The 20957-nt window shown below is 64.8% G+C and carries 21 protein-coding genes; 14 read left to right on the forward strand and 7 right to left on the reverse strand.

Annotation, left to right across the window (positions count from 1 at the left end; all coding sequences use genetic code 11):
• The 3 genes from IC66_RS0106935 to IC66_RS0106945 form a co-directional block, all read right to left on the reverse strand.
• A partial coding sequence (locus tag IC66_RS0106935; protein WP_038947121.1) for a CoA transferase occupies positions 1 to 434 on the reverse strand: 434 nt, incomplete at its 3' end.
• A 65-nt stretch (positions 435 to 499) separates the two neighbouring features.
• Positions 500 to 2233 (reverse strand): oxalyl-CoA decarboxylase, encoded by a 1734-nt coding sequence (gene oxc, locus IC66_RS0106940; RefSeq protein WP_038947122.1) that lies wholly within the window; start codon positions 2231 to 2233, stop codon positions 500 to 502.
• A 66-nt stretch (positions 2234 to 2299) separates the two neighbouring features.
• Positions 2300 to 2995 carry a GntR family transcriptional regulator gene (locus IC66_RS0106945; protein WP_161966556.1) on the reverse strand — a complete coding sequence of 232 codons (696 nt, stop codon included), beginning with the start codon at positions 2993 to 2995 and terminating at the stop codon, positions 2300 to 2302.
• A gap of 349 nt (positions 2996 to 3344) precedes the next feature.
• On the opposite strand from IC66_RS0106945, the gene IC66_RS0106950 reads away from it, so the two are divergent.
• The 11 genes from IC66_RS0106950 to IC66_RS0107000 all read left to right on the forward strand — a co-directional run bounded on the left by IC66_RS0106950 (position 3345) and on the right by IC66_RS0107000 (position 16508).
• Entirely contained in the window at positions 3345 to 5474 is a 2130-nt protein-coding gene (locus IC66_RS0106950) for an acetate--CoA ligase family protein (RefSeq protein WP_028143043.1), read from the forward strand.
• Between the two features lie 56 nt (positions 5475 to 5530).
• The gene (locus IC66_RS0106955) at positions 5531 to 6370 is read left to right on the forward strand and encodes an IclR family transcriptional regulator (protein ID WP_038947123.1); all 840 of its coding nucleotides are present in this window, start codon (positions 5531 to 5533) and stop codon (positions 6368 to 6370) included.
• A gap of 106 nt (positions 6371 to 6476) precedes the next feature.
• Complete coding sequence (locus IC66_RS0106960) at positions 6477 to 7445, forward strand: Bug family tripartite tricarboxylate transporter substrate binding protein (protein ID WP_038947124.1); 969 nt, start codon at positions 6477 to 6479, stop codon at positions 7443 to 7445.
• Complete coding sequence (locus IC66_RS0106965; RefSeq protein ID WP_038947126.1) at positions 7442 to 7927, forward strand: tripartite tricarboxylate transporter TctB family protein; 486 nt, start codon at positions 7442 to 7444, stop codon at positions 7925 to 7927. The genes IC66_RS0106960 and IC66_RS0106965 overlap by 4 nt, the downstream gene beginning before the upstream one ends.
• Positions 7927 to 9426: a tripartite tricarboxylate transporter permease gene (locus IC66_RS0106970; protein ID WP_028143047.1), complete on the forward strand. Its 1500-nt coding sequence runs from the start codon at positions 7927 to 7929 to the stop codon at positions 9424 to 9426. Before IC66_RS0106965 ends, IC66_RS0106970 begins: the two co-directional genes overlap by 1 nt.
• A 53-nt stretch (positions 9427 to 9479) precedes the next feature.
• Complete coding sequence (locus IC66_RS0106975; protein WP_028143048.1) at positions 9480 to 10280, forward strand: NYN domain-containing protein; 801 nt, start codon at positions 9480 to 9482, stop codon at positions 10278 to 10280.
• Positions 10281 to 10365: 85 nt separating this feature from the next.
• Positions 10366 to 12168: an adenine deaminase gene (locus IC66_RS0106980; RefSeq protein ID WP_038947127.1), complete on the forward strand. Its 1803-nt coding sequence runs from the start codon at positions 10366 to 10368 to the stop codon at positions 12166 to 12168.
• 152 nt (positions 12169 to 12320) lie between these two features.
• Positions 12321 to 14111: a glyoxylate carboligase gene (gcl, locus tag IC66_RS0106985; protein WP_038947128.1), complete on the forward strand. Its 1791-nt coding sequence runs from the start codon at positions 12321 to 12323 to the stop codon at positions 14109 to 14111.
• A 14-nt stretch (positions 14112 to 14125) separates the two neighbouring features.
• Positions 14126 to 14911: a hydroxypyruvate isomerase gene (gene hyi / locus IC66_RS0106990; protein ID WP_038947129.1), complete on the forward strand. Its 786-nt coding sequence runs from the start codon at positions 14126 to 14128 to the stop codon at positions 14909 to 14911.
• A gap of 211 nt (positions 14912 to 15122) precedes the next feature.
• Complete coding sequence (locus IC66_RS0106995) at positions 15123 to 16010, forward strand: 2-hydroxy-3-oxopropionate reductase (protein WP_038947130.1); 888 nt, start codon at positions 15123 to 15125, stop codon at positions 16008 to 16010.
• 114 nt (positions 16011 to 16124) lie between these two features.
• Positions 16125 to 16508 (forward strand): DUF1236 domain-containing protein, encoded by a 384-nt coding sequence (locus IC66_RS0107000; protein WP_018315876.1) that lies wholly within the window; start codon positions 16125 to 16127, stop codon positions 16506 to 16508.
• 45 nt (positions 16509 to 16553) lie between these two features.
• On the opposite strand, the gene IC66_RS0107005 is transcribed toward IC66_RS0107000, so the two are convergent.
• From IC66_RS0107005 to IC66_RS0107015, 3 genes are all read right to left on the reverse strand, one after another.
• Positions 16554 to 16931, reverse strand: coding sequence for a hypothetical protein (locus IC66_RS0107005; RefSeq protein ID WP_028142373.1), 378 nt, complete (start codon positions 16929 to 16931; stop codon positions 16554 to 16556).
• Positions 16932 to 17008: 77 nt separating this feature from the next.
• Positions 17009 to 17605: a thiamine pyrophosphate-dependent enzyme gene (locus IC66_RS0107010; RefSeq protein ID WP_038947131.1), complete on the reverse strand. Its 597-nt coding sequence runs from the start codon at positions 17603 to 17605 to the stop codon at positions 17009 to 17011.
• Between the two features lie 8 nt (positions 17606 to 17613).
• Positions 17614 to 18174 carry a thiamine pyrophosphate-binding protein gene (locus tag IC66_RS0107015; RefSeq protein ID WP_028142375.1) on the reverse strand — a complete coding sequence of 187 codons (561 nt, stop codon included), beginning with the start codon at positions 18172 to 18174 and terminating at the stop codon, positions 17614 to 17616.
• Positions 18175 to 18426: 252 nt separating this feature from the next.
• Between IC66_RS0107015 and IC66_RS0107020 the strand changes: the two genes are divergently transcribed.
• From IC66_RS0107020 to IC66_RS0107030, 3 genes are all read left to right on the forward strand, one after another.
• Positions 18427 to 19476 carry a hydroxyacid dehydrogenase gene (locus IC66_RS0107020; RefSeq protein ID WP_038947133.1) on the forward strand — a complete coding sequence of 350 codons (1050 nt, stop codon included), beginning with the start codon at positions 18427 to 18429 and terminating at the stop codon, positions 19474 to 19476.
• A gap of 113 nt (positions 19477 to 19589) precedes the next feature.
• A complete protein-coding gene (locus IC66_RS0107025; RefSeq protein WP_028142377.1) occupies positions 19590 to 20039 on the forward strand; it encodes a flagellar basal body rod protein FlgC in 450 nt (149 codons plus the stop codon).
• 122 nt (positions 20040 to 20161) lie between these two features.
• Complete coding sequence (locus IC66_RS0107030) at positions 20162 to 20374, forward strand: hypothetical protein (protein ID WP_018315882.1); 213 nt, start codon at positions 20162 to 20164, stop codon at positions 20372 to 20374.
• A gap of 3 nt (positions 20375 to 20377) precedes the next feature.
• On the opposite strand, the gene IC66_RS0107035 is transcribed toward IC66_RS0107030, so the two are convergent.
• Complete coding sequence (locus IC66_RS0107035) at positions 20378 to 20953, reverse strand: GNAT family N-acetyltransferase (protein WP_028142378.1); 576 nt, start codon at positions 20951 to 20953, stop codon at positions 20378 to 20380.
• Between the last annotated feature and the right edge of the window lie 4 nt (positions 20954 to 20957).

Consider the following 20957-nt stretch of genomic DNA (forward strand, 5'->3'; position numbering starts at 1 on the left):
GTGCACTGCGCGACGTTCTCATAGACCTTGCAGTCTTCGTACGGTCCGGGGCCGAAGCCCTTGATAGAGGCGACGATCATCTTCGGGTTGATCGCCTGGATCTTCTCCCAGGGGAAGCCCATGCGGTCGAGCACGCCGGGGCCGAAGTTTTCCACCAGCACGTCGCACTTCTTGATCAGCTCGGTGAGGACTTCCTTGCCCTTGGGGTTCTTGGTGTCGAGCGTGATCGAGCGCTTGTTGTGATTGAGCATGGTGAAATACAGGCTGTCCACGTTCGGGATGTCCTGCAGCTGGCCGCGGGTGATGTCACCCACGCCCGGACGTTCCACCTTGATCACGTCAGCGCCGAACCAGGCGAGCAGCTGCGTGCAGGTCGGTCCTGATTGAACGTGGGTGAAGTCGAGAATGCGAACGCCCGTAAGCGCTTTGGTCATGCTGTTGCTCCGTACTCTGTGTCTGCCCCCGCCAACCGCAGGGAATTAAGGGTTGAGGGGTGGACTTACTTCTTCTTCTGCAGAACGCTCTGCGGGTTGAGGTTACCGATGCGGCCGCTCTCCGAGCCCGCGGCCGGATCGATCACCGCGTTGATGAGCGTCGGCTTGCCGGACTTCATGGCTTCGTTGACGGCGCGCTTGAGCTCGTCCGGCGAGGTCGCATTCACGCCGACGCCGCCGAAGGCTTCCATCATCTTGTCGTAGCGCGCGCCCTTGACGAACACCGTCGTCGCCGGATCGGCGTTGGCGCCGTTGACGTCGGTGCCGCGATAGATGCCGTCATTGTTGAAGATGACGATGCAGATCGGCAGGTTGTAGCGGCAGATGGTCTCGACCTCCATGCCGGAGAAGCCGAACGCCGAGTCGCCTTCCACTGCGAGCACGGGGTGACCGGTCTCGAGCGCGGCGGCAATCGCCTGGCCCATGCCGATGCCCATCACGCCCCAGGTGCCGACGTCGAGACGCTTGCGCGGCCGGTACATGTCGATCACGCCGCGGGCGAGGTCGAGCGTGTTGGCACCTTCGTTGACGAGGATCGCCTCGGGGTACTCCTTGATGACGTTCTTCAGCACGCCGAGCGCGCCGTGATAGTCCATCGGCGATTTGTTGTTCATGAGCTTCGGCGCCATCTTGGCGACGTTCTCTTCGCGCTTGGACGAAATCGCCTTGGTCCATTCGGCGGGCGGGGCGGTCCAGCCGGAAGCCATCGCCTGGTTGAAGGCGGAGACGACCGAGCCGATGTCGCCGACGACGGGCGCGACGATCTCGACGTTGGAGTCCATCTCGCGCGGCTCGATATCGACCTGGATGAACTTCTTGGGCGCTTCGCCCCAGCTCTTGCCCTTGCCGTGCGAGAGCAGCCAGTTCAGCCGCGCGCCGATCAGCATGACGACGTCGGATTCCTTCAGCACGGTCGAGCGGGCCGCACCGGCGCACTGCGGATGGGTGTCGGGCAGGAGGCCCTTGGCCATGCTCATCGGCAGGAAGGGCACGCCGCTCTTCTCGACGAAGGATTTGATCTCTTCGTCGGCCTGCGCGTAGGCCGCGCCCTTGCCGAGGATGATGAGCGGACGCTTGGCACCCTTGAGCACGTCGAGCGCACGCTTGACCGAAGCGGGCGAGGGGATCTGCGCGGGCGCAGCATCAATCACCTTGACCAGCGACCTCTGGCCGGCATCGGCGCTCATCACCTGGCCGAACAGCTTGGCCGGCAGGTCGAGATAGACGCCGCCCGGACGGCCCGAGACCGCGGCGCGGATGGCGCGGGCCAGGCCGATGCCGATGTCCTGGGCGTGCAGCACGCGATAGGCCGCCTTGCACAGGGGCTTGGCAATCGCGAGCTGGTCCATCTCTTCGTAGTCGCCCTGCTGCAGGTCGACGATCTCGCGCTCCGAAGAGCCCGAGACCAGGATCATCGGGTAGCAGTTGGTGGTGGCGTGGGCGAGTGCGGTGAGACCGTTGAGGAAGCCGGGCGCGGAGACCGTGAGGCAGACGCCGGGCTTCTTGGTGAGGTAGCCGGCGATGCCTGCGGCGTAACCGGCGTTCTGCTCGTGGCGGAACGAGATCACGCGGATGCCCTCGGCCTGCGCCATGCGGCCCAAATCCGTGATCGGGATGCCCGGCACATTATAGATGGTGTTGATGCCGTTCAGCTTGAGCGCGTCGATGACGAGATGAAAGCCATCCGTCAGCTCCTGCTCGGTGCCCGGTGCCTCGGACTTGGTCGCGGTATTCAGCATGGGCCTTGTCTCCCTGGTCTCAGATAGTGGGGCGAATTGTTCGCCCTTCTGGTGAACGTTGCTAGGTTACGTAAACAGTTCCTGGCCGTGCGCTTCGACGTAAGCGGCAAGGCCGAGAGTGTGGTCGCGGGCACGCTTTTCGGCGAGCTCGGTGTCGCGTGCCTCCAGTGCTTCGATCATGCCGAGATGCTCGGGCAGCGAGGTCGCAGTGCGGTCCTTGCGTCCGATGGTCAGCTGGCGATAGCCGCGCACGTGCAGCAGCAGGTCGTTGGTGAGATCGACCAGCACCGGCGATTCCGACAGCGAGATCAGCGCCTGATGGAAGGCGATGTTGGCGCGCGAATATTCCTCGACGTGATCCTCGGGCAGGCGGTCCTTGCCGAAATCCTTGAAGTAGTCACGCAGCGCCGTGATGTCCTTCTTGCGCGCGGTGGTGGTGATGAGGCGCGCAGCCATGCTCTCCAGCGCAGCCCAGGCGCGGATCATGTCGACGATCTCGCTCTTGGTCCTGCGCACCACCATGATGCCGCGGCGGGGCACCGTCTTCACGAAGCCGTCCTGCTCGAGCATCGCGATGGCTTCGCGGATCGGGGTGCGGCTGACACCCAGACGTTCGGACAGCGCGCGCTCGTCGAGCATCACCGGCTCGGGCGTCGAATAGATGTCCATCCTGAGGATGGCTTCCTTCAAGGCGTCATACGCCTTGTTCTTGAAGCTGCTCTCCGGGGCAATACGAACGATTGCGATATCTGCCTCGGCCATGTTCGGCAACGCCTTGGTTGGTTTCCGCAGTGACACGACGAATCTCCTCCAGTGGGAGTCGTCTTTTACAGGATTATTAACGGGAAAGTTTTTGGCATACCACATGCCAGAATGTCAAGCTGGCTATTTTTTGCGGCGTTCTAAGCGATGCCGCAGCTTGACAAGTTGGCTTCTGGCATACCAAATGCCATCGCCAGCCATTTTTGATCCACGGCGGCGGAGTAATCTGGCGCTTATGCCGCTCCGTTCCGCGGAATGGAACAGAGCGCGGCGAATGGCAAGCATCACGGGCAGCCGCAAAACCACGCGCGCTTTGAAAAGAACGAACTGAGGTCAAGGGAGAAGCCACATGTCCAATTCCAAAGAAGCCGTCCGCAAGGTGCTTGACCAGGTCAAGGCGGACAACCGCACCAGCCTGACGGCCCCGGAAGGCAAGCTGGTCTGCGACGCCTATGGCATTCCGGTGCCGAAGGAGGGCGTGGCGAAGTCGGCGGGCGAGGCCGGCAAGATGGCCTCGTCGATGGGCTTCCCGGTCGTGATGAAGATCGTCTCGCCGGATATTCTCCACAAGACCGAAGCCGGCGGCGTCATCGTCGGCCTCAAGACGGCCGAAGACGCCGAAAAGGCCTATGAGACCATTCTCGGCAACGCCAGGAAGTACAAGGCCGACGCCAAGATCGACGGCGTCCAGGTGCAGCAGATGCTGGCCGGCGGCACCGAGGTCATCGTCGGCTCGATCACCGACGGCTCGTTCGGCAAGCTGGTCGCCTTCGGCCTCGGCGGCGTGCTGGTCGAAGTCCTCAAGGACATCACCTTCCGCCTCGCGCCCGCGACCAAGGAAGACGCGCTCTCGATGCTCGACGGCATCCAGGCGCATGAGATCCTCAAGGGTGTGCGCGGCGGCGAGCCGGTGAACCGCAACGCCCTCGCCGATGTCATCGTCAAGGTCTCGCAGCTCGTGACCGATTTCCCTGAAATCGTCGAGCTCGACCTCAATCCGGTGTTCGCGACGGCGAAGGGCGCGACCGCCGCCGACGTGCGCATCGTCGTCGACTTCGCCTATGTGCCGAAGCCGAAGCCGCGCCCGACCGAGGAGATCGTCGCGGCGATGAGCCGCATCATGCAGCCGAAGGCGGTCGCCGTGGTCGGTGCCTCCGCCGAGGACGGCAAGATCGGCAACTCCGTGATGAAGAACCTCATCAACGGCGGCTACAAGGGCGACATCTATCCGATTCATCCCAAGGCCACCGAGATCCTCGGCTACAAGGCCTATAAGAGCGTCAAGGACGTGCCGGGCGTGATCGACACGGCCGTGTTCGCGATCCCCGCCAAGTTCGTGGCGGCGGCGCTCACCGAATGTGGCGAGAAGAAAATCCCCGGTGCGGTGCTGATTCCGTCGGGCTTTGCGGAGGCCGGCGCGCCGGAGCTGCAGGCCGAGATCGTCGAGGTCGGCAAGAAATACGACATCCGCCTGATGGGGCCGAACATCTACGGCTTCTACTATACGCCCGCCAATCTCTGCGCGACCTTCTGCACCGCCTACGACGTCAAGGGCCACGCGGCGCTGTCGTCGCAGTCGGGCGGCATCGGCATGGCCATCATCGGTTTTTCGCGCTCGGCGAAAATGGGTGTGTCGGCGATCGTGGGCCTCGGCAACAAGTCCGACATCGACGAGGACGATCTGCTCGCCTTCTTCGAGCAGGACCCGAACACCAACCTGATCGCGCAGCATTGCGAGGATCTCAAGGACGGCCGCGCCTTCGCGGAGGCCGCCAAACGCGTCTCCAAGAAGAAGCCGGTCGTCGTGCTCAAGGCCGGCCGCACCTCGGCGGGCGCCAAGGCGGCCTCGTCGCATACCGGCGCGCTCGCCGGTAACGACAAGATCTACGAGGACGTCCTGGCCCAGTCCGGCGTGATCCGCGCTCGTTCGCTGCGGCAACTGCTCGAATTCGCCCGCGGCGTGCCGGTGCTGCCGACGCCGAAGGGCGAGAACGTGCTGATCATCACCGGTGCCGGCGGCTCGGGCGTGCTGCTGTCGGACTCCTGCGTCGACAATGGCCTGTCGCTGATGTCGATGCCGGCGGATCTGGATGCGGCCTTCCGCAAGTTCATCCCGCCGTTCGGGGCTGCCGGAAATCCTGTGGATATCACCGGCGGCGAGCCTCCGATCACCTACGTCAACACGGTGAAGCTCGGCCTCTCCGATGAGCGCATCCACTCGCTGATCCTCGGCTACTGGCACACCATCGTCACGCCGCCGATGGTGTTCGCCCGCAACATGGTCGAGGTGAAGAAGGAGATGGAGGCCAAGGGCTTCGTGAAGCCGATCGTCGCCTCGCTCGCGGGCGACGTCGAGGTCGAGGAAGCCGCCGAATATCTCTACCAGAACGGCATCCCGGCCTACGCCTACTCGACCGAGCTTCCGGTCGAGGTCCTCGGCGCCAAGTACAAATGGGCGCGCGGGGCAGGGCTGCTCTGAGACGAAGACTTCACCTCTCCTCGCTCGCGGGGAGAGGTGACAACTGTCAGGTCGCGATGAGCAAGAACGTGATCCGGCGCAAATCGCTCGAGCCTCGATCATCGGAGGCCGACAACGACACGCGCGACGGCGGCGTGCAGTCCGTCGATCGCGCGCTGTCGATCCTCGAAACGCTGGCCGAGGACGACGAAGGCTATCGCCTCAGCGATCTCGCGGTGCGGACCGGCCTGTCGGCTTCCACGGTGCACCGCCTGCTGGCGACGCTGGAGAGCCGCCGCTTCGTGCAGTTCGACCGCACGCAATCAAAATGGCATGTCGGCTCGCGCGCCTTCACGGTGGGTGCGAGCTTTGCGCGGCGGCGCAATTTTTCCGCGCAGGCGATTCCTTACTTGCGCAAGCTGCGCGATCTCACCCGCGAGACCGCCAATCTCGCCGTGGTCGACGACGAGTTCATCATCGTGCTGACCCGCATGGAGAGCCGCGAGATCATGCGCTCGCTGACCCTGGTCGGCGGCCGCGTCCCCATGGTGACGTCGGGCGTCGGCAAGGCCGTGCTCGCAACCTATTCCGATGAGGACGTCGGCGCCGTCATCCGCCATCACGGCATGCCCCGGCTGACCGAGAAGTCGATCGTGCGGCCGAGCGACCTGTTCAAGGAGCTCGAAAAAATCCGCAAGCAGGGTTTTGCGCTCGACGATGAAGAGGCCTGCATGGGGCTGCGCTGTATTGCCGCAGTGGTCTACAACGACTGTGCCGAGCCGCTCGCGGCGATTTCAGTCTCGGGCATGACCAGCCGCCTGACCGACGACAGGCTGCCGGAAATCGGCCAAATCGTGCGCGAGGTCGCCGGCGAGCTGACGGTCGCGCTCGGCGGGGTCATGCCGGCGCCGCGCTAACTGGGGAACCCGGGCACTGTCGCTGGACAGCATCGGCCGTTTTGGCTGATATGCGACCAAACGACACAATGCGGCAAACGTCCGCATGAGCCTGGAGAGCGTCCTCATGTTTCAATTTTCCGCGCGCCTTGCCGGCGCAGCCGTCGCGCTGACCCTTGCGGCAGCGACGCCGTCCCTTGCCCAGCAGCTCGAGCTCAAGCTGATGGCGCCGGCGGCCCCGGGCGGCGGCTGGGACCAGACCGCGCGCTCCATGCAGCAGGCGCTGGTGGCCGCGGGCGTCGCGCGCAGCGTGCAGGTCACCAACGTTCCCGGCGCCGGCGGCAGCGTCGGCATCGCGCAATTCGTCAACGGCGCCAAGGGCGACGGCAACCAGATGATGGTCAACGGCTTCGTCATGGTGGGCGCGCTCGCCATGAACAAGTCGCCGGTGACGCTGGAGCAGGTGACGCCGATCGCGCGCCTCACCGAGGAAATCCAGGTGATCGTGGTTCCCGCGAATTCGCCGATCAAGACTGCGCAGGATCTGGCCGCCGCGGTGAAGGCCGATATCGCCAAGGTGACTTTCGCCGGCGGCTCGGCCGGCGGCGTCGACCATGTGATGGCGGCGTTATTCGCCGGCGCGGTCGGTGCCGATGCCAAGAAGATCAACTACATCCCGTTCTCCGGCGGCGGCGAGTCGCTGGCGGCGATCCTCGGCGGCAAGGTCACCGCGGGCATTTCGGGCCTCAGCGAATATGAAGGGCAGATCAAGTCCGGCAAGCTGCGCGCGATCGGCGTGACCTCGGAGAAGCGCATCCAGGGCAGCGACATCCCGACCTTCAAGGAGCAAGGCATCGACCTCGTGATCGCCAACTGGCGCTCGGTGGTGGCGCCTCCCGGCATCACGCCGGAGCAGCGCAAAACCCTGAGCGATGCGGTCGAGAAGATGGTGAAGTCGGACGCCTGGAAGGAAATCCTCAAGCAGAAGGGCTGGGAAGACGCCTATCTCGGCGGTGACGCCTTCGCCGACTTCCTGAAGAAGGAAACCGTGCGGGTCACCGACGTGCTGAAATCGGTCGGCCTGGTCAAGTCATGACCTCGGGCGATCCGGCCCAGCCGCCGCGGCGCGTCGATCGCGCCGGTATCGTCATCGCTGCACTGCTCGCAGGCCTCGCCGCGGTGCTGGTCTTCGACGCGCGCGGCCTGTCGTCCACCGCGATGTACGGCATGGGGCCGGAGGCGATGCCTGTCGTGATCGCCAGCGGCCTTGCGCTGCTTGCGATCGGCAATTTCATCGACGCGCTGCGCGGCAATTTGCCGGCGCGCGAGAGCGCCGATCCCGTGCCCGTGGTTCTGATCCTCATCGGTCTTGCGCTGCTGATCGCCATCATCGGCTTTGGCGGCGGCTTCATCCTGGCGACGTCGGCGCTGTTCGTGACGACATCGGCCGCCTTCGGCCGCCGTGCCATCCTCGTCGACAGCATCATCGCCCTCGTGATGTCGATCCTGATCTATCTCGCGTTCGACCGGTTGTTGACGCTGAGCCTTCCGACCGGCCCGCTGGAGCGACTGCTGTGATGGACACTTTTGCGGCGCTGGCGCACGGCATGGCCGTCGCCATTCAGCCGATGAACCTGCTCTATGCCCTGATCGGTGTATTCCTCGGCACCGCCGTGGGCGTGCTGCCCGGCATCGGCCCGGCGCTGACGGTCGCGCTGCTGTTGCCGGTCACCTACAAGCTAGATCCCGGCGGCTCGCTGATCATGTTCGCCGGCATCTATTATGGCGGCATGTATGGCGGCTCCACCACCGCGATCCTGATCAACACGCCCGGCGAGAGCGCCTCGATGGCGACCGCGCTCGAAGGCAACAAGATGGCCAAGGCCGGCCGCGGCGGGCCGGCGCTTGCGACATCCGCGATCGGCTCCTTTGTCGCCGGAACCATCGCCACCATCGGCCTGGCCTTCCTCGCGCCGTGGCTGGTCGATTTCGCCGTGCGCTTCGGTCCTGAGGATTACTTCGCGCTGATGTGCGTCGCCTTCGTCACGGTGTCGGCGACCTTCGGCGATTCCCCGATCCGCGGCCTGACCAGCCTGTTCATCGGCCTGACGCTTGGCCTCGTCGGCATCGACAAGTTGACTGGTCAGGCGCGGCTTGCGTTCGGCGTTCCTGAACTGCTCGACGGCGTCGAGGTGACGACGCTCGCGGTCGGCCTGTTCGCGGTGGGTGAGGCGCTCTATGTCGCCTCGCGCCGCCACCACAGCGAGGAGAAGCTCGAGCCGGTGCGCGGCTCGCTCTGGATGACAAAGGAAGACTGGAAGCGTTCGTGGAAGCCGTGGCTGCGCGGCACCATGTTCGGCTTTCCGATCGGCGCGCTGCCGGCGGGCGGCGCTGAGATCCCGACCTTCCTGTCCTATTCGACCGAGAAGCGGCTGACGAAACACCCCGAAGAGTTCGGCAAGGGCGCGATCGAAGGCGTCGCGGGGCCGGAAGCCGCCAACAACGCCTCCGCCGCCGGCACGCTGGTGCCGCTCTTGACGCTGGGACTGCCGACCTCGGCGACGGCCGCGATGATGCTGGCGGGCTTCCAGCAATACGGCCTCAACCCGGGACCGCTGCTGTTCGCCGAGCGGCCTGATCTCGTGTGGGGCCTGATCGCGAGCCTGTTCATCGCCAACGTGATGCTATTGGTGCTCAATCTGCCGCTGGTCGGCCTGTGGGTGCGGCTGCTTGCGATCCCGCAGCCATGGCTCTATGCCGGCATCCTCGTATTCGCGACCATGGGCACCATCGCCGCAAAACCGTCGGTGGTCGAGTTGTCCATGCTCGCCGGTTTCGGCGTGCTCGGCTTTTTGATGCGCCGGTTCGATTTTCCGATCGCCCCCGTCGTGGTCGGCCTGATCCTCGGCCCGATCGCCGAGAGCCAGTTGCGCAGGGCGCTCGCGATCAGCCTCGGCGATCCCATGACGCTGCTGCAGAGCCCGATCTCGGCGACGCTGCTGGCGCTGGCACTGATCGCGCTGCTGGCGCCCTTCGTGTTGAAGGGGCTGGGCCGGTTCAAGGCGACCGAAGATTAGTCATCCCGGCGCTGGCATCTTGTGATGCTGCGTCCATCTCGTGGGGACATTCCATGCCGTCAGAACTTCGTTCGCCCCGTCTCGCCGTCCTGATCGATGCCGACAATGCGTCGGCAAAAATCGCGGACGGACTGTTCGAGGAGATCGCCAAGATCGGCGAGGCCAGCGTCCGCCGTATCTACGGCGACTTCTCCAACGCGCGGTCCAGGGGGTGGGCCGACATTCTGTCGAAGCACGCCATCATCCCGCAGCAGCAGTTCGCCTATACGACGGGCAAGAACGCGTCGGACATCACGCTGGTCATCGACGCCATGGACCTGCTTCACAGCGGCCGGTTCGACGGCTTCTGCCTGGTGTCATCCGACAGCGACTTTACCCGTCTGGCGGCCCGCATCCGGGAGCAGGGCATCGATGTCTTTGGGTTCGGCGAGCAGAAGACGCCCGAAAGCTTCAGGCAGGCCTGCCGACGGTTCGTCTATACGGAGAACCTGCTTGCCGGCACGGCGACCGCCCAGGACGCATCTTCACGCTCAGCGCCGCTTCAGCCGCCCGATGCCGCCACGCCCATCATCAAGAAGGTCATCACGCAGATGGAGAGCGAGGACGGCTGGGTCGCGCTCGGTGAAGTCGGACGGCAGCTCGCCAATCTCGCTTCCGATTTCGATCCGAGGACCTACGGCTTCCGCAAGCTGAGCGACCTGGTGCGGAAGACGAATTCGTTCGAGATCGATGAGCCGAAGGGCCGGTCGATGCGAATCCGGGTCAAACCCGCTGCGGCGCCGCCGGCGAGAACGCGGAACCCGCGCCGATCTGCCAGGTCGGGAACGGCAGGCGGTGCGGCGCCCAAGGCGTAAGCAGGGCGTGCCGTCATATTTGCACTTGCCCGGTTTGGTGCAGCGCGTAACCATCGCCGGGCCGTAACGCCGCGCGAGGGTCCCGATGACCAAACTCACCCGCTTCACCGTCGCCCCGCTGCATGCGATGACCCGGCGCCTCGCCGATGTCGCGTCCGCGCGTCTCGCGCCAGATCTGGTCATTTCCGGCGCGCGGGTGCTCTCGACCTATTCGGAACGCATCCATCCCGGTCGGGAGGTCTGGATCACCGGCGGGCGCATCGCGGCGGTGAAGCCATCAGGCGCGGCAACGAAGATCTGGCCCAACGTGGCGCTCTACGATGCCGCTGGCGGCGTCATCGCACCCGGGCTGGTCGATCCGCACATCCACATCGAATCCTCGATGGTGACGGCCTGCGCCTATGCGGAGGCCGCGCTGCTCAACGGCACCACCACGATCTTCTGCGACAGCCACGAGATCGGCAACGTCATGGATGTCGCCGGCGTGGAGGCGATGCTGGAAGACGCGCGCGAGGCGCCGCTCTCGATCTTTTTGACGGTGCCGTCGACTGTCCCTGCGACTTCGGCCGAGCTCGAAACGGCGGGAGGAGACCTTACACCGGACAAGATCGCCGGTCTGTTCGACCGCTGGCCGGAGGCGGTGGCGCTCGGTGAAAAGATGGATTTCGTGCCCGTGACGATGGGCGACGAGCGCAGCCATGCCATCCTCGCTGCCGCCTTGAAGCGGGGACGTCCGGTGTCCGGCCACGTCTACGGCCGCGAATTCGTTGCGGCCTATGCGGCCAGCGGCGTAACGGATACCCATGAGGCGATCGACCGCGACATCGCCGACGACCTGCTCGATGCCGGCGTCTGGATATTCCTGCGCGGTGGTCCGCCGACGACGCCCTGGCACTCGCTACCACAGGCGATCCGCACCATCACCGAGCTCGGCGCCTCGCACAAGCGCACGGCCGTGTGCACCGACGACCGCGACGCCGACGATCTCCTGATGTTCGGTCTCGACTGGGTGGTGCGCGAGGCCGTGAAGGCGGGGATGTCGCCGGAGCAGGCCTGGTCGATGGGCTCGCTGCATGGCGCCACGCGCTTCGGCATGGACGGCGACATCGGTGGCCTCGGCGGCGGCCGCCGCGCCGATCTCGTGCTGATGGACGACCAGCTAAAGCCACAATGCACCTGGTATGGCGGCGAGCTCGTGGTCGAGAACGGCGAGATCACCGGGCTGCTCGATCAGGCGCTGTCTCACCGCTATCAATATCCAAAGGCAGCCTACGCGACCGTGAAGCTGCCGGAGAAGGTCAAGCTGACGCCGGATCTGCCGGCGAAGGCCTGCACCGTCAATGCCATCAAAACAGCGTTGCCGGGTATCACGCTGATCCATGACAAAGTCGCGATCGAGCCAGCAAAGGACTGGCCGTCGCTGTTCGCGCGTTACGGCCTGTGCTTCGTCACAGTCATCGAGCGCCACGGCAAGTCGGCCGGCAACGTCGCTTACGGACTGCTGAAGGACTTTGGCCTCAAGCGCGGCGCGGTCGCCTCCAGCGTCGGACACGACAGCCACAACATCATCGTCGCCGGTACCAACGAGCCCGATATGCAGGTCGCGATCGCGGCCATCAAGGACCAGCAGGGCGGCGTCTGCGTCGTCGCCGACGGCAAGGTAAAGGCACTGGTTCCGCTGCCGATCGCGGGGCTTCTCTCGGACAAGCGCGTCACGGAGGTGGCCGAAGAGGTCAAGGCGCTGAAGAAGGAATGGGCCGAGGCCGGCTGCACCATCCCCTATATGGGCTTCAATTTGATTCCCCTATCGGTCATTCCGGAAATTCGCATCACCGACAAGGGCCTGGTGCTGGTGCCGCAGATGGAACTGGCGCCGCTGTTCGAGTGATCCGCTTTCATGCAACTCTCGATCTAACCGTTTGAGACCGCCGCTATTTTTCCGCGGCTGCCGCATCGTGGAAAATAAAATCGATCTCGTTGAGATCGGCTTCTGCGCACCCGATGATCTCGCTCGCTGACGCAACTTGAGCGAGGTCCGATATGGCGAAGATGCGAGCTATCGATGCTGCCGTGCGAATTCTGGAGAAGGAAGGCATCTCCACCGCCTTCGGCGTTCCCGGGGCCGCGATCAATCCGCTTTACTCGGCGCTGAAGAAGCGCGGCACGATCCGGCACATCCTGGCGCGGCATGTCGAGGGCGCCTCGCATATGGCCGAGGGCTATACGCGGGCGAAGGCCGGCAATATCGGGGTCTGCATTGGAACCTCGGGGCCGGCCGGCACTGACATGATCACCGGGCTCTATTCGGCGATCGCCGATTCCATTCCGATCCTCTGCATCACCGGGCAGGCGCCGCGCGCGCGGCTCTACAAGGAAGACTTTCAGGCCGTCGACATCGAGTCGATCGCAAAGCCCGTGACCAAATGGGCGGTGACCGTGCGCGAGCCGGCGCTGGTGCCGCGCGTGTTCAGCCAGGCGTTTCACGTGATGCGCTCGGGCCGGCCGGGGCCGGTGCTGATCGACATGCCGCTCGACGTGCAGCTGGCCGAGATCGAGTTTGACGATGAGACCTATGAGCCGCTGCCGGTCTACAAGCCCACCGCGACGCGCAAGCAGGTCGAGAAGGCGCTGGAGATGCTCAACGCCGCCGAGCGGCCGCTGATCGTCGCGGGCGGCGGCATCATCAATGCCGACGCTTCCGATCTCCTGGTCGAATTCGCCGAGATTGCCAACGTGCCTGTTGTCCCGACGCTGATGGGGTGGGGCGCGATACCCGACGATCACGTGCTGATGGCGGGCATGGTCGGCCTTCAGACCAGCCACCGCTACGGCAATGCCACCATGCTCGAATCCGACTTCGTGCTCGGCATCGGCAACCGCTGGGCCAACCGCCACACCGGCTCGGTCGAGACCTACACCAAGGGCCGCACCTTCGTGCATGTCGACATCGAGCCGACCCAGATCGGGCGCGTGTTCAATCCCGATCTCGGCATCGTCTCGGACGCGAAGGCTGCGCTCGAGCTGTTCGTCACCGTCGCCAGGGAGTGGCGCCGGTCAGGCAAGCTGCGCGAGCGCCAGGCGTGGCCCGCGGCCTGCCGCGATCGCAAGAAGACGATGCTGCGCAAGAGCCATTTCGACAACGTCCCGATCAAGCCGCAGCGCGTCTATGAGGAGATGACCAAGGCGTTTGGTCGCGACACCTGCTACGTCACCGTGATCGGCCTGTCGCAGATCGCCGGCGCGCAGTTCCTCGGCGTCTATCGCCCACGCAACTGGATCAATGCCGGTCAGGCGGGGCCGCTCGGCTGGACACTGCCCGCCGCGCTCGGCGTGCGTGCCGCGTGCCCGGATCGCGACATCGTCGCGCTCTCCGGCGATTACGACTTCCAGTTCCTGATCGAGGAGCTCGCGGTCGGGGCGCAGTTCAATCTGTCCTATATCCACGTCGTCGTGAACAATTCCTATCTCGGCTTGATCCGCCAGGCCCAGCGCGGCTTCGAGATGGACTATCACGTTCAGCTCTCCTTCGAGAACATCAACGCGCCCGAGATCGGCGTCTACGGCGTCGACCACGTCGCGGTCGCCGAAGGCCTCGGCTGCAAGGCGATCCGCGTCACCGATCCGAAGGACGCGCAGGCCGCGTTCGCGACCGCGCGCGAATTGATGGCCAAGCACCGCGTGCCCGTGGTGGTCGAGTTCATCCTCGAACGCGTCACCAACATCGCGATGGGCACGGAGATCGACAACATCGTCGAGTTCGAGGAGGTGCTGGACCTGCCGCTCGACGAGGTCGAGCGGGCGCGCCCAGGCGTGCTGCAGCCGGCGGAATAGGAGAGGACCTCATCATGCCGAAATTCGCTGCCAACCTCACCATGCTCTTCAACGAGATGCCGTTCCTGGACCGCTTCGCAGCGGCGAAGGCGGCGGGCTTTTCCGGGGTCGAGTATCTCTTCCCCTATGATTTCGACAAGGCGCAGCTGCGCGAGCAGCTGGAAGCCCACGGCCTGACCCAGGTGCTGCACAATCTGCCGGCCGGAAACTGGGCCGGGGGCGAGCGCGGCATTGCGATCCTGCCCGATCGCACCGCCGAATTCCGCGACGGCGTGTTTCGCGCCATCGACTATGCCAAGGCGCTCGATTGCGAGCAGCTCAACTGCCTCGTGGGTATTGCGCCTGCCGATGCCGATCCGCGCGAACTCAACGAGACGCTGGTGGGAAATTTGCGCTTCGCCGCCTCCACGCTGGCACGCGAGAACATCAAGCTGCTGGTCGAGCCGATCAACACGCTCGACATTCCCGGCTTCTTCCTCAACGGCACCGAGCAGGCGATACAGCTGATCTCCGAGGTGCGGTCGAACAATCTGTTCGTCCAGTACGACATCTATCACATGCAGATCATGGAGGGCGATCTCGCCCGCACCATGCAGGAATATCTGCCCCAGATCGCCCACATCCAGCTCGCCGACAATCCGGGCCGCCACGAGCCCGGCACCGGCGAGATCAATTATCCCTTCCTGTTCCGCCACCTCGATGCGATCGGCTATCGCGGCTGGATCGGCTGCGAATACAAGCCGCGCACCACGACGCTGGAAGGGCTTTCGTGGCACGCGGCGCAGACGTTCGAGACGTGAGAATGCACCCACAGCGACGGTGCGCTCCCTCTCCCGCTTGCGGGGGAGGGCTGGGGTGGGGGTATCTCCGCGAAAAGATTCGATCGAGATGCGGTGAAAGCCCCCAAGCGGATAGAGCCCCCACCCGGCGCTACGCGCCGACCTCCCCCGCAAGCGGGAGAGGTGCACCGAGCTTGTGGATCGACTTGGCCCAAATCTGGAGGAATGAGACATGACCAACATCGGCTTCATCGGACTTGGCACCATGGGACGGCCGATGGCCGGCCATCTCCTTAGCGCAGGCCATCGTGTTCTCCTGCATGATGTCGCGCCGGTCGCGCCGGAGCTGATTGCGGTCGGCGGCATTGCCTGCAAGTCGGCCAAGGAAGTCGCGGAGGGCGCGGATGCGGTCATCATCATGGTGCCGGATACGCCGCATGTGGAAGCGGTGCTGTTCGGCAAGGACGGCGTTGCGAGCGGCATCTCCAAGGGCAAGATCGTCGTCGACATGAGCTCGATCTCGCCGCTGGCGACGAAGGAGTTCGCGAAGAAGATCGAGGCGCTCGGGGCGGACTATCTCGACGCGCCGGTCTCAGGCGGGGAGGTCGGCGCCAAGGCCGCGAGCCTCACCATCATGGTCGGCGGGCCGGAGCGGGCCTTTGGCACCATGAAGCCGGTGTTCGACAAAATGGGCAAGAATGTCACCCGCGTCGGCGCCAATGGCGACGGGCAGACGACGAAGGTCGCCAACCAGATCATCGTCGCGCTCACGATCGAAGCGGTGAGCGAGGCGTTGTTGTTCGCATCGAAAGCCGGGGCCGATCCGGCGCTGGTGCGGCAGGCGCTGATGGGCGGCTTTGCCTCTTCGCGCATCCTCGAAGTGCATGGCGAGCGCATGGTGAAGCGCAATTTCGATCCCGGCTTCCGCATCGAGCTGCACCAGAAGGATCTCAATCTTGCGCTCGAAGGCGCGCGCACGCTCGGCCTGTCGTTGCCGAGCACGGCAGTGGCGCAGCAATTGTTCTCGGCCTGTACCGCGCATGGCGGCAAGGGCTGGGATCATTCCGCGATGGTGCGGGCACTGGAACTGATGGCAGGTCACGAGATCGCCGCAGCCTGAACTGTTACGCGGTAACAGTCTCCAGTTTTTGAGGCGTCTTCGCTTCGGGGGAACCGGAACAATGCTCCGGCCCCGCGGTTGAAGGCGCAGGACAATCACTGGAGACAAATCAACATGAAAACTCGTCTTGCGATTACGTTGGCTGCAGCGTCGCTGCTGGCGTCGAGCGCAGCCTTTGCCCAGTCGACGACCGAACAAGGCGCCAGGGACGGCGCGCGTGCGGGCGGCGATATTGGCGGACCGATCGGCGCCATGGTTGGCGGCACCGTTGGTGCGGCCGTGGGCGCTGGCCTCGAGATTCCGAATGCGGTCCTCGGCGGAATTCCTCGCAGCGATTCCGTCGTGGTCGAGGAGCGCGTCGTGGTAGGCGAGCCGCTGCCGCCGACCGTGGTGCTCCGTCCCGTACCGAACTACACCGAGTATCGCTATGCGGTCGTGAACGATCGCCGCGTGATCGTCGAGCCGCGCACGCGTCGGGTGGTCAAGATCATCGACTGATCCAGGCCGGCCACGGGCGTGGAGGGGAAAGGGCCCTGCGGAGTTCTACTCCGCGGGGCCTTCGCTTGCTGCAGAGGCGCTTGCGCGAAAGCGTGTCATAGCCCAATCGGTGACCGCCGCGAGCGCAAAGCCGAAGCAGGCCGTGAGCGCGTCGACCAGAAAGTCCTCCAGCCGGGCGTGGCGTCCGGGTGCCCAAAATTGCATCAGCTCGAGCACGCCAATCAGGACGACCGCGGCTCCTGCGCCGGGCAGGCGCCGCCGCGGATAGGCGAGGCCGAAGGCCAGTCCCACCAAGATGAAGGCGAGCGCATGTTCGCCGTCTTGGCCGAGGTCGGAATGGGGCCGCAGGCCGGGGGGACCGAGGGTGGCGAAAGTAACGGCGGCCGCGAGCAGCCAGGCAAATGAACGTATCAAAATGGACATCCGGTTCGCTTAGCACAGATTGGCAGCGGACCGGTACAGTCCCTCCATCAGATCGCTGTGTAGTTAATGACAAAATGTTAAAGCGGCTCGCGCACGCCGAGCCCGTGCATGAAGCGCTCCCGGATTTGTACGGGATCGCGCCTTGTGGTGCCGACGCCGGGCTTGTCGTCGATACGGACGGCGATCAGGCTCGGCGCGGCGGCGGACATCGCCGCATCGACCAGGCGCTCGAAATCCTCCTCGTCCGCAGCCCAGGCGCTGTTGGCGAGGCCGGAGCCTGCGGCGATGGCAACGATGTCCGCGACGCTTGCCGCTGGCGTCGGCTGTGCGCCGGTAATCTGATAGATGCCGTTGTCCATCACGATCATGATGAGGTTTTTCGGCTTCAACGTCGCGATCGTCGAGAGCGCGCCGAGCTGCATCAACAGCGAGCCGTCGCCTTCGAGCGCGAAGACGCGTCGGTCGGGCTGCGCCAGCGCCACGCCGAGCGCGATCGGGAAGGCGAGGCCCATGCTGCCCAGCATGTAGAAATTCTGCGGACGATGGCCGGCGGCCCAGAGGTCGAAATTGGTGTTGCCGATGCCGCCGATCACGGCTTCCTCGTGCTCGAGCTTTCCGATCAGGCGCGAGGTCACATCGAACCGGTTCATCACTTTGGTGTTGCCAGTATTCATGGTGGCGCTCACTTGTCGAAAACCTTGCCGCCTGTCAGCAGCGGGTTGAGGATCAGCGCCACCGGCGCCTGTGTCGTGACGGCTTGCTTGATCGAGCGGTCGGTGATGAATTCGAGCTCGTCGAGCCGGGTGATGGTGTGGTGCTCCAGCGCCAGCGAATCCAGCACCGGGCGCATGGTGCGGCAGACCAGCGATTGCCCGTAATTGAACTCGCCGAGCGTGCCGCGCTCGGACACGAACATGATCAGCGGGATCTGGTAGGGCACTGCGAGCGAGGCGAGCACGTTGGCGAGCGTGGCAAAGCCGGAGGTCTGCATCAGGACTGCGCCGCGCCGCCCGCCCATCCAGGCGCCTGAGACGATGCCGACGGCTTCCTCCTCGCGGGCAGTGGCGAAGGTGGTGAAGAAGGGATCGGCGTGCAGGTTCTTGATCAGGGGCGTCAGCACCCGGTCGGGCACGTAAGGGATGAGGCTGATCTCGTTCCGCTTCAGGGTTTGCAGGACGATGCCGTGCCAGCTCCCGTCGCTGGACGCCTGTCCCGCCTGAGTCTGCTGTTCCGCAATCGCCATTGCGTTCTCCCTTGGCGTATTTTCTTGGGCCGCGCATGCTTCTTGGTTCTTTCCGTCGCGCGACCGGCCGAACTTGACGGAGCGGGCGGGATTGTCAACATGTCCGGGCCGCACCGTGATCTGCGCTGAACGGCCTGTCGTAGTCGGCACCGCCATGTCATAAGCGGCGGCAACGAGAAAACGGGAGGGGGCACGGACGGGCGCGCATCGCGCCGACCTTGCGGATCTCCCTGGAGAGCCGGAAGGGTCCTGATGTCCGTCAACAGCAAGCGCGTCTTCTACTCCAATTATTTGGCCAATCCGATCTATGTCGACATCCTGAAGGCGCGGCCCGACGTCCGGCTCGATCGCATCGAGAACGGGAGCCCCGAAGATGTCTACGCGCCGATCCTGAATGCGGCGCACGTTTACCAGATCGGCGCCGCCCGGGACGAACTCGCCCCTCATTTCCATGTCGATGCCACCTTCCTGAGGCGCACGCCGAACCTGCTGCTGGTCTCCAGCAATGGCGCGGGCTTCGATCCTGTCGACGTCGAGGCCTGCACGGATGCGGGCGTGCTCGTCGTCAACCAGTCCGGCGGCAACGCCCATTCGGTCGCCGAGCACGCGCTGGCGATGATGCTGACCTTGTCCAAGCGCATCATCCAGTCCGACCGCCGCCTGCGCCGCGAGCGCGACGTCAACCGCAACGACCTCGTCGGCAACGAGGTTGAGCACAAGACCGTCGGCATCATCGGCCTCGGCAATGTCGGCCGCCGCATCGCCGCACTGTGCAAGGGCCTGCTCGGCATGAAGGTGCTGGCCTATGACCCGTATCTCTCGGCCGAGGTGATGGCGGAGCGGGGCGGCGAGAAGGTCGAGCTCGACGAGCTGTTGCGCCGCGCCGATTTCGTTTCGATCTCCTGTCCGCTCGACAAGGGCAGCCGCAACATGATCAGCACGCGCGAGTTCGGGCTGATGCAGCCGCATGCGTATTTCATCACCACGGCGCGCGGCTTCATCCATGACGAGGATGCGCTGCTCCAGGCCCTGCGCGACAAGCGCATCGCCGGTGCCGGCCTCGACGTCTGGTCCAAGGAGCCGCCGCCGCCGGAGCATCCGCTGCTCCAGTTCGACAACGTGCTGGCAAGCCCTCATACCGCGGGCGTCACGATCGAGGCGCGGCAGAACATGGGCCGGATCGCGGCCGAGCAGGTGCTGGACACGCTCGACGGCAAGCGCCCGCCACGCATCATCAATCCCGAGGTCTGGCCGCGTTATGCGGAGCGCTTCAAGCAGGCTTTTGGCGTGACGCCGGGGTAGGGGCGTGAAGGGTCAGCGCTCCGATCATTGGTTACCACGACGGAAAGGCAAAGCGCCGCATCTTATCGAGCGGGTAAGTGAACGCGTATCACTTGTCCTGTAGTTGAAAGCCCATGAGCATCTTCTCGATTGCGACATCCGGACTTTCCGCGGCGAGTTTGCGCGTGAACGTGGCCGCGAGCAACATCGCCAATGTTCGAACGACCGGCCCGCTGCCGACCTCGGGCGGGTCGAGCCCGTCGGCCGTTACAGGCAGTCCGGGCATTGCTCCGACGTTTCCCGCGGCTTACGTGCCATTGCGCGTCGATCAGGTCGACCAATCGAGCGGCTCGACGCCGGGCGGCACGACCGCGAAGGTGTCGACGGTATCGCCGAGCTATACCGCGCAATCAGACCCAAGCGCTTCCTTCGCAAACCAGGATGGGCTGGTCGCAGCGCCGAATGTCGATATCGCCAGCGAATTCGTTCAGCTGGCGGCCGCCAAGTACAGCTTCATTGCCAATGCGAAAGTCATTCAGGCTTACGCGGAAACGACAGAGTCGCTCCTCGATATAACCACATGAGGGCGGACTGCCGCCGGAATGGGCGGCGGGAACCTTGCCGGCCTTTTGATCCGCGTCAAAATCTCCTTCCCCGGTCCGGCTTAAATGGGACTAGAGTGCGGCCGGGGCAGCAGGGAGGTCCCATGTCAACCTATGTCGTCAAGTTCATGAAGGATGTGCTCGGCGAGTACGGCCGGCAGAGCGAGATTTGCCAGGGTACGCTGGAAATCGACGCCTCCGACGAGGACGAGGCCAGGGAGCGGGCGAAGGCCAGGTTCTGCAAGGACCAGGCCCTGCATCACTGGTCGCTGCATGCCGACCGCATCCATGTGCGAGCGGCCGACTTTCCGTCTTGAGGTCTACCGGCCCGGCGCCGTGACGGGCGGGGGCGCCGTGGTCCCCGCGCCGAGCGATCGCTGCACCATGACAGTGTCGGACCAGCGGCCGTGGCGATAGGCTACGCCGCAAAGCAGGCCGGCGCGCGCGAAGCCGAACTTCTCGTGCAGCGCCAGCGAAGGCGCGTTGTCGGCGTCGATATAGCCGATCATCTGGCGGAAGCCGGCCGCCGCACAAGCATCGATCAATTCCTGCAGCAGCAACCGTCCGACGCCGCGGCCGAGTTGCTCGTGGTGGACGTAGATCGAATGCTTGGCCGTGTAGCGATAGGCCGGGCGCTTGCGGAACAGCACCGCATAGGCATAGCCGACCACCTCGCCGCGAAAGGTTGCGACCAGATGCGGCAGGCGGGTCTGCTTGAGGTTCTTGCGCCGGTCGCGCAAATCGTCCGGCTCGGGCGCGCCGGTTCCCTCGATGTCGCGCGCCACGCCGTTGCGGACGTGATGGCGGTAGATCGCCAACATTGCCTCGACATCGCTGTCGCGTGACGGCCTGACCAGGACGGCTTCGTCGCTCGCGCGCGCAGCTGTTTCGTTCATTCGC

It is taken from the genome of Bradyrhizobium genomosp. III, from assembly GCF_000261705.1.
Classification (GTDB): Bacteria; Pseudomonadota; Alphaproteobacteria; order Rhizobiales; family Xanthobacteraceae; genus Bradyrhizobium; species Bradyrhizobium ottawaense.

Bases quoted from the DNA above. Each gene is read 5' to 3' on its own strand.
- IC66_RS0107005 (WP_028142373.1), bottom strand. From the start codon at position 16,931: ATGTCCATTTTGATACGTTCATTTGCCTGGCTGCTCGCGGCCGCCGTT.
- IC66_RS0107030 (WP_018315882.1), top strand. From the start codon at position 20,162: ATGTCAACCTATGTCGTCAAGTTCATGAAGGATGTGCTCGGCGAGTAC.
- oxc (WP_038947122.1), bottom strand. From the start codon at position 2,233: ATGCTGAATACCGCGACCAAGTCCGAGGCACCGGGCACCGAGCAGGAG.
- IC66_RS0106960 (WP_038947124.1), top strand. From the start codon at position 6,477: ATGTTTCAATTTTCCGCGCGCCTTGCCGGCGCAGCCGTCGCGCTGACC.
- gcl (WP_038947128.1), top strand. From the start codon at position 12,321: ATGGCGAAGATGCGAGCTATCGATGCTGCCGTGCGAATTCTGGAGAAG.
- IC66_RS0106945 (WP_161966556.1), bottom strand. From the start codon at position 2,995: ATGGCCGAGGCAGATATCGCAATCGTTCGTATTGCCCCGGAGAGCAGC.
- IC66_RS0107035 (WP_028142378.1), bottom strand. From the start codon at position 20,953: ATGAACGAAACAGCTGCGCGCGCGAGCGACGAAGCCGTCCTGGTCAGG.
- IC66_RS0106955 (WP_038947123.1), top strand. From the start codon at position 5,531: ATGAGCAAGAACGTGATCCGGCGCAAATCGCTCGAGCCTCGATCATCG.
- IC66_RS0106950 (WP_028143043.1), top strand. From the start codon at position 3,345: ATGTCCAATTCCAAAGAAGCCGTCCGCAAGGTGCTTGACCAGGTCAAG.
- IC66_RS0106995 (WP_038947130.1), top strand. From the start codon at position 15,123: ATGACCAACATCGGCTTCATCGGACTTGGCACCATGGGACGGCCGATG.
- IC66_RS0106965 (WP_038947126.1), top strand. From the start codon at position 7,442: ATGACCTCGGGCGATCCGGCCCAGCCGCCGCGGCGCGTCGATCGCGCC.
- IC66_RS0107020 (WP_038947133.1), top strand. From the start codon at position 18,427: ATGTCCGTCAACAGCAAGCGCGTCTTCTACTCCAATTATTTGGCCAAT.
- IC66_RS0106980 (WP_038947127.1), top strand. From the start codon at position 10,366: ATGACCAAACTCACCCGCTTCACCGTCGCCCCGCTGCATGCGATGACC.
- IC66_RS0106975 (WP_028143048.1), top strand. From the start codon at position 9,480: ATGCCGTCAGAACTTCGTTCGCCCCGTCTCGCCGTCCTGATCGATGCC.
- IC66_RS0107000 (WP_018315876.1), top strand. From the start codon at position 16,125: ATGAAAACTCGTCTTGCGATTACGTTGGCTGCAGCGTCGCTGCTGGCG.
- IC66_RS0107015 (WP_028142375.1), bottom strand. From the start codon at position 18,174: ATGGCGATTGCGGAACAGCAGACTCAGGCGGGACAGGCGTCCAGCGAC.
- IC66_RS0106970 (WP_028143047.1), top strand. From the start codon at position 7,927: ATGGACACTTTTGCGGCGCTGGCGCACGGCATGGCCGTCGCCATTCAG.
- IC66_RS0107025 (WP_028142377.1), top strand. From the start codon at position 19,590: ATGAGCATCTTCTCGATTGCGACATCCGGACTTTCCGCGGCGAGTTTG.
- hyi (WP_038947129.1), top strand. From the start codon at position 14,126: ATGCCGAAATTCGCTGCCAACCTCACCATGCTCTTCAACGAGATGCCG.
- IC66_RS0107010 (WP_038947131.1), bottom strand. From the start codon at position 17,605: ATGAATACTGGCAACACCAAAGTGATGAACCGGTTCGATGTGACCTCG.